We start from the raw sequence: 5,470 nt of genomic DNA, 5'->3' as shown, positions 1-5,470 counted from the left end.
TCCCTTATCTATTGTCTCCTCAACAAAGGTAATCTCTTTTTCCTCCCCCTCCCAGCACATCAAAATGCGAATTAGCCATTTCAGCAGACCTTGGACTTCTATCTAAGTGATAGGCAGTCCTGAAAATTCCAATCTCTTTTAGGTCAAGACAATTAGTCTATGGGTTTCGTGTACCGACTTTTTTGTAAAGGCGTTACGTTGTCATAGTTGCTCTGTCGGGTAATACTGTCTATTCACTTCTCCACGATTTGAATTCAAGTATTCACCTGTAAGAAGTTACTAAACCTGTTGGCGGAATTAATTTAGTGCATACTTAATTCTGCCAATGGGCTTGTCGTTAATGAAGTTTACGTATTGCAGAATGGTAAGTGCACTAATTTTGCCAATGATTCTGGCAAACAAACCATTCGTTATTTTCGCGTAGTTCCTGATGACCAAGAACTGGTCTGTAAGTTGTGAGAATATTGTCTCAATCCTCTTTCTTGCCTTTGCAAACGGAATGAATGTCGGTTTCCAATCCTTTTGGTTGAGCCGATACGGACACTCCAGTCTTATGTGTGCGGTTTCGAACAAGTCAAGCTGTACGTCAGCTCCAATATACCCTTTGTCACCATAGATGCTACAGTCGTGATAAGTATGTTTTACATCCTTCATATAATGGAGGTCAGCCACACTTGCCTTTGACAGATCATAGGAATGGATAACTCCACTTAACCCACAGAGAGCGTGTAACTTATAACCAAAATAATACGTGTTCTGCGAAGCACAGAAGCCGAAGTCGGGAGCTTGCGAGAAATTGCCGGCACGCCCCATCTTGCAACGTTTTCCTCTTGCAACCCTACAGACCTCTATCGGCTTGGAGTCAACAAAGAATTGTTCCTCTCCGCCATCCATTTCCATGGCAATCCGCTTGCGCAGTTCCTCACACAGGCCTGACGTTTTCTTCCTGCGGTCATTGAACTGTCTCCTTGATATGAGATTGGGAATGCTGTCCTTGTATTCTTGCAATTTATAGTCGAACAACCACTTCTCACTATCAATGCTCTCGGTCTCTGCCGTCAGGGATAGCGCCACCACTTCCAAATCCGAAAACTTGGGAACAGGACCACGACGTGGAACATTACCCGAATCATTGACGAGATTTTCAGAGAATTGCTTGCATATCTCAAGTATTTTGACGAATTTTGCATAAAGGTTGTACATACGATGGTTTGAACTTAATGTTTTAATCACCACTAAGTTACTAAAAATCAGCGACATGTACAACTTTTTACTCATATTTATCAACTTAAATTAATTCCGCCAACGGGTTTACTAATGACAAAAAAGAAATTGCCCGTTCGTTTTACGGGTCAGCACTTTACTATTGATAAAGTGCTAATAAAAGATGCAATAAGACAAGCAAATATAAGTAATCAGGATACGGTTTTAGATATTGGGGCAGGCAAGGGGTTTCTTACTGTTCATTTATTAAAAATCGCCAACAATGTTGTTGCTATTGAAAACGACACAGCTTTGGTTGAACATTTACGAAAATTATTTTCTGATGCCCGAAATGTTCAAGTTGTCGGTTGTGATTTTAGGAATTTTGCAGTTCCGAAATTTCCTTTCAAAGTGGTGTCAAATATTCCTTATGGCATTACTTCCGATATTTTCAAAATCCTGATGTTTGAGAGTCTTGGAAATTTTCTGGGAGGTTCCATTGTCCTTCAGTTAGAACCTACACAAAAGTTATTTTCGAGGAAGCTTTACAATCCATATACCGTTTTCTATCATACTTTTTTTGATTTGAAACTTGTCTATGAGGTAGGTCCTGAAAGTTTCTTTCCACCGCCAACTGTCAAATCAGCCCTGTTAAACATTAAAAGAAAACAGTTATTTTTTGATTTTAAGTTTAAAGCCAAATACTTAGCATTTATTTCCTGTCTGTTAGAGAAACCTGATTTATCTGTAAAAACAGCTTTAAAGTCGATTTTCAGGAAAAGTCAGGTCAGGTCAATTTCGGAAAAATTCGGTTTAAACCTTAATGCTCAAATTGTTTGTTTGTCTCCAAGTCAATGGGTAAACTGTTTTTTGGAAATGCTGGAAGTTGTCCCTGAAAAATTTCATCCTTCGTAGTTCAAAGTCGGGTGGTTGTCAAGATGATTTTTCTGGTTTGGTGTCGTCTTTTAAGCTGCCGCATAACAAATTAATAATACCAAATAAAAATACGTATAGATTAAAAAAGTTCTTTGTGCTTTTGTCAGGGAACTTTTTTTTCGTAAATTTGCGTTCAATTATGCGGCAGTAATAATATACATATTAATACGAGTTAAGAATCCTGTAGTTTTCCACATGCTACGAGGAGGTATTAAAAGGTGCGTTTCGGCAATGCATCTATTGTAGTATATTATTGCTTAATCAAATGAACATTATAAATTTAGGAATTCTTGCTCACATTGATGCAGGAAAAACTTCCGTAACCGAAAATCTGCTATTTGCCTGCGGAGCAACGGAAAAGCGCGGCAGTGTTGATAAAGGTGACACCATAACAGACTCTATGGATATAGAAAAACGTAGAGGAATTACTATTCGGGCTTCTACGACATCTATTGTTTGGAATGGTGTGAAATGCAATATCATTGACACTCCGGGACACATGGATTTTATTGCAGAGGTGGAGCGGACATTCAAAATGCTTGATGGAGCAGTCCTCATATTATCGGCAAAGGAAGGCATACAAGCACAAACAAAGTTGCTGTTCAAGACTTTGCAAAAACTGCAAATCCCGACAATTATATTTATCAATAAGATTGATCGTGCCGGCGTAAATCTTGAGCGTTTATATCTGGACATAAAAACAAATCTGTCGCAAGACGTCTTGTTTATGCAAACGGTTGTCGATGGAGTAGTTTACCCGATTTGCACCTCAACAGATATAAGGGCAGAACACAAAGAATTTGTATGCAACCATGACGACGATATATTAGAACTATATTTGGCGGATAAAGAAATCTTACCGGCAGATTATTGGAATGCGATAATCGCTCTTGTGGCAAAAGCCAAAGCCTATCCGGTCTTGCATGGATCAGCAATGTGCAATATTGGCATCAATGAGTTGTTAGACGCCATCATTTCTTTTATATTTCCTCCGGCATCAGTCCCAAATAGACTTTCAGCTTATCTTTATAAAATAGAACATGCCCCCAAAGGGCATAAAAGAAGTTTTCTAAAAATTATTGACGGAAGTCTGAGACTTCGAACCGTTATAAAAGTCAATGATTCGGAAAAATTCATCAAGATTAAAAATCTAAAAACCATTTATCAGGGCAAAGAGATAAATGTTGATGAAGTGGTTGCTAATGATATCGCAATTATAGAAGATATAGAAGAATTAAGAATCGGAGATTATTTAGGTGTTAAACCTTGTCTGATTCAAGGATTATCTCATCAGCATCCCGCCCTCAAATCTTCTGTCCGACCAGACAAGCCCGAAGAGAGAAGCAAGTTGATATCCGCTCTAAATGTATTGTTTATTGAAGACCCGTCTCTGTCCTTTTCCATAAATTCATATAGTGATGAATTGGAAATCTCGTTATATGGTTTAACCCAAAAAGAAATCATACAAACATTGCTGGAAGAACGATTCTCCGTAAAGACCCATTTTGATGAAATCAAGACTATCTACAAAGAACGACCTAAAAAGAAGGTGAATAAGATTATCCATATCGAAGTCCCTCCCAACCCTTACTGGGCCTCAATAGGACTGACTCTGGAACCTTTACCGATAGGGTCAGGGGTGCAAATCGAAAGTGAAATCTCCTTTGGTTATCTGAACCATTCTTTTCAAAATGCCGTTTTTGAAGGAATCCGTATGTCTTGCCAATCGGGATTGCATGGATGGGAAGTGACGGATTTGAAAGTAACCTTTACTTATGCCCTTTATTATAGTCCGATAAGTACCCCTGCCGATTTTAGACAATTGTCTCCTTATGTCTTCAGGTTGGCTTTGCAACAATCAGGAGTGGATATTCTCGAACCGATGCTCTATTTTGAGTTACAGATACCACAAGTAGCAAGTTCCAAAGCTATTACAGATCTGCAAAAAATGATGTCTGAGATTAAAGGTATCAGTTGTAATAAAGAGTGGTGTCTTATTGAAGGGAAAGTTCCATTAAATACAAGTAAAGACTATGCTTCAGAAGTAAGTTCATACACTAAAGGCTTAGGCACTTTTATGGTTAAGCCGTGTGGGTATCAAATAACAAAAGGCGGTTATTCTGATAATACCCGTATGGAAGAAAAGGATAAACTTTTATTCATGTTTGAAAAATCAGTATCATCAAAATAATGGAACGATCCAGGAATTTCTATAAGACAATACGGTTGGGGTATATACTTATCTCCGTTCTTATCGGATGTATAGCATATAATAGCTTCTATGAATGGCAGGAGATAGAAGCATTAGAACTTGACAATAAAAAAATAGACGAGTTCCGAAAAGAGATAAACAATATCAATATTCAAATGATAAAATTTTCTCTATTTGGTGAAACAATACTGGAATGGAACGATAAAGATATCGAACATTACCATGCACAGCGTATGGCAATGGACAGTATGCTCTGCCGTTTCAAGGCCACCTATCCAGCAGAGCGCATCGATAGTGTGCGCAGTCTTTTAGAGGATAAGGAACGACAGATGTTCCAGATAGTCCGGTTAATGGATGAACAACAATCTATTAACAAGAAGATAGCCAATCAAATTCCGGTTATTGTGCAGAAAAGTGTGCAGGAACAGTCCAAAAAGCCAAAACGAAAAGGTTTCTTGAGCATCTTCGGCAAAAAAGAGGGAACGAAGCCAACGACAACAACGACTACGCTCCGTTCATCCAATAGAAACATGGTCAACGAACAGAAAGCGCAGAGCCGTCGATTGTCAGAACAAGCCGATAGTCTTGCTGCCCGTAATGCAGAACTTAACAGACAACTGCAAGGATTGATTTGCCAAATCGAAAAGAAGGTACAATCTGATTTACAAAATAGAGAAAGCGAGATAACAGCCATGCGTAAAAAATCATTTATGCAGATAGGCGGCTTGATGGGATTTGTTCTTTTGCTGTTGGTCATTTCCGATATCATCATACACCGTGATGCAAAGAACATTAAACGATACAAACGCAAGACAACGGATTTGATCGAGCAATTGGAACAGTCCGTGCAACAAAATGAGGTACTCATAACCTCCCGAAAGAAAGCGGTACATACTATTACCCATGAGTTGCGTACACCACTGACGGCAATAACCGGCTATACCGAACTTTTGCGGAAAGAATGCAATAGCGGTAATAATGGGCAATATATCCAAAATATACTGCAATCCTCCGACCGTATGCGGGATATGCTCAACACTTTGGGCTAATTCGCATTTTGATGTGCTGGGAGGGGGAGGAAAATAGAGATTACCTTTGTTGAGGAGAGGGATTCAGGAG

The 5,470-nt window shown here is 38.9% G+C and carries 3 protein-coding genes and 1 pseudogene; 3 read left to right on the top strand and 1 reads right to left on the bottom strand.

Translation table 11 applies throughout. From position 1 onward, the window contains the following. Window positions 1-297 precede the first annotated feature (297 nt). On the bottom strand, window positions 298-1,278 hold the full coding sequence (locus AC1EKE_RS08140; RefSeq protein ID WP_032536584.1) for an IS982-like element IS1187 family transposase: 981 nt from the start codon (window positions 1,276-1,278) through the stop codon (window positions 298-300). Between the two features lie 39 nt (window positions 1,279-1,317). On the opposite strand from AC1EKE_RS08140, the gene erm(F) reads away from it, so the two are divergent. The 3 genes and pseudogenes from erm(F) to AC1EKE_RS08125 form a co-directional block, all read left to right on the top strand. Then, the gene (gene erm(F), locus AC1EKE_RS08135) at window positions 1,318-2,118 is read left to right on the top strand and encodes a 23S rRNA (adenine(2058)-N(6))-methyltransferase Erm(F) (RefSeq protein ID WP_004295323.1); all 801 of its coding nucleotides are present in this window, start codon (window positions 1,318-1,320) and stop codon (window positions 2,116-2,118) included. 286 nt (window positions 2,119-2,404) lie between these two features. Continuing rightward, the gene (tet, locus tag AC1EKE_RS08130; protein ID WP_008645586.1) at window positions 2,405-4,330 is read left to right on the top strand and encodes a tetracycline resistance ribosomal protection protein; all 1,926 of its coding nucleotides are present in this window, start codon (window positions 2,405-2,407) and stop codon (window positions 4,328-4,330) included. After that, a pseudogene (locus AC1EKE_RS08125) lies at window positions 4,330-5,394 on the top strand (histidine kinase dimerization/phospho-acceptor domain-containing protein); the annotation flags it as partial. The gene tet and the pseudogene AC1EKE_RS08125, both read left to right, overlap by 1 nt. Window positions 5,395-5,470 lie beyond the last annotated feature (76 nt).

The sequence above is a fragment of the Porphyromonas sp. C0041D3 genome, from assembly GCF_056590575.1.
This window is presented reverse-complemented; position numbering and strand designations above follow the sequence as displayed.

What these genes read in the sequence shown, in the direction of transcription:
- AC1EKE_RS08140 (WP_032536584.1), bottom strand. Translation starts at nt 1,278, where the DNA reads ATGAGTAAAAAGTTGTACATGTCGCTGATTTTTAGTAACTTAGTGGTG.
- tet (WP_008645586.1), top strand. Translation starts at nt 2,405, where the DNA reads ATGAACATTATAAATTTAGGAATTCTTGCTCACATTGATGCAGGAAAA.